This is a genomic window from Lacinutrix sp. MEBiC02595 (assembly GCF_053601555.1).
Genome location: NZ_JBSHNU010000167.1, coordinates 1 through 1344, shown reverse-complemented (window position 1 = coordinate 1344; position 1344 = coordinate 1). Strand labels below are relative to the sequence as shown.

Genomic DNA, 1344 nt, shown 5'->3' with positions numbered 1-1344 from the left:
GAAAAGACCTATAGATAACAACGTATATAATTAATGGCTAGTTATAGCTTGCTTACGAAAATCTTTGCAGATTTTCTATTCCGTTTTTATTTACTAAATTAGGTGCTGAAACACGCCACTAATCATATACAAACACGTTGTAGGTAATTTAAAAAAAATCCTCCGATCAAGATAAAAAATGAATGATTTAGAAGAATTATTTTTCAACAAACAAGAATCACTTATTAAAGAAATGGTTAAAACAACTATACTTTTTTTTATAGTTGACGAAAATAAAAAACCAAATGCTTTAGGAACAGGAGTTCTTGTAAAGATTGAATCGGATTATTATATTTGGACAGCAGCCCACGTTATAGATAATGATATTAGAAACATTGCTATTTCTATATCTGGAAATAAAGCAATTTATCCTGGAGGAGTTTGGATAAAAAATGAAAACAATGACAGAAATAATGATGATATTGATGTAGCCATTTTAAAACTGAACTCTGAAACCACAAAAGACCTAATTAAGCATTACACATTTTTAGATGAAAAAAAAATCTTATTTAATCATAAAGTAGAAGAACTTCCACTTTATTCAATAAATGGATTTCCTTCCAAAATGAATAAACCAAAATATAAGGAAGAGAATATTAATTTGAATATTTTCTGCCATTCTACAAGTGGTATATCTAATCCAGATGAATATACAGCATTACAAAAAGATGTTAATAAAAGTATACTTCTCAATTATAATAAATCCCAATATTTGTCTAAATCAAAAAAAACTAATAATAGCATTGCTTTAAATGGTATGAGTGGTTGTGGTTTATGGTATTATAAGTTCACCCCTTCAGGAGGTCTTGAATATTTTTTAGTTGGAATATTTAATGAAAGAGCGTTAAAAAATCATCAAAGACTTATTGCATCACGAACAGACATTTACATTGGCGCGATAAGACGAAAATTTAATCAAGAATTAGAAATCTAAAAAGAAAAACTACCTACAACACCGTGTATATTTAATTGCTTGGTTCTCGCCTATTCGGAAAATCTTTGCAGATTTTCTAGTCCGTTTTTATTTACTAAATTAGTAACTTACACACGCAACTAAGCATACACAAACACGTTAGCACCAATTTGAAAAAAAATCGATGATAAAAACGATAATTATAGTAATAAGTGTGTTTTTAATTCTGACAGGATTTAAAACCTATAAGCTTTTGAAAGAAAACGTCAAGAAAATTCCTAAAGTAAGTTTTGAGGAACAACTAAAAACGTACAAAGAATTAGGATATAAATTAAACAACGGAATTACAAAAGAAACCTTGCTGGAATCTTACGACAAAGCTGACTTTGAAG

The 1344-nt window shown here is 28.3% G+C and carries 1 protein-coding gene; it reads left to right on the top strand.

The window, feature by feature from the left end:
• The first annotated feature begins 178 nt into the window (after positions 1 to 178).
• Positions 179 to 973, top strand: a complete 795-nt coding sequence (locus ACVCZW_RS03690; RefSeq protein WP_452231673.1) for a hypothetical protein — start codon at positions 179 to 181, stop codon at positions 971 to 973.
• Positions 974 to 1344 lie beyond the last annotated feature (371 nt).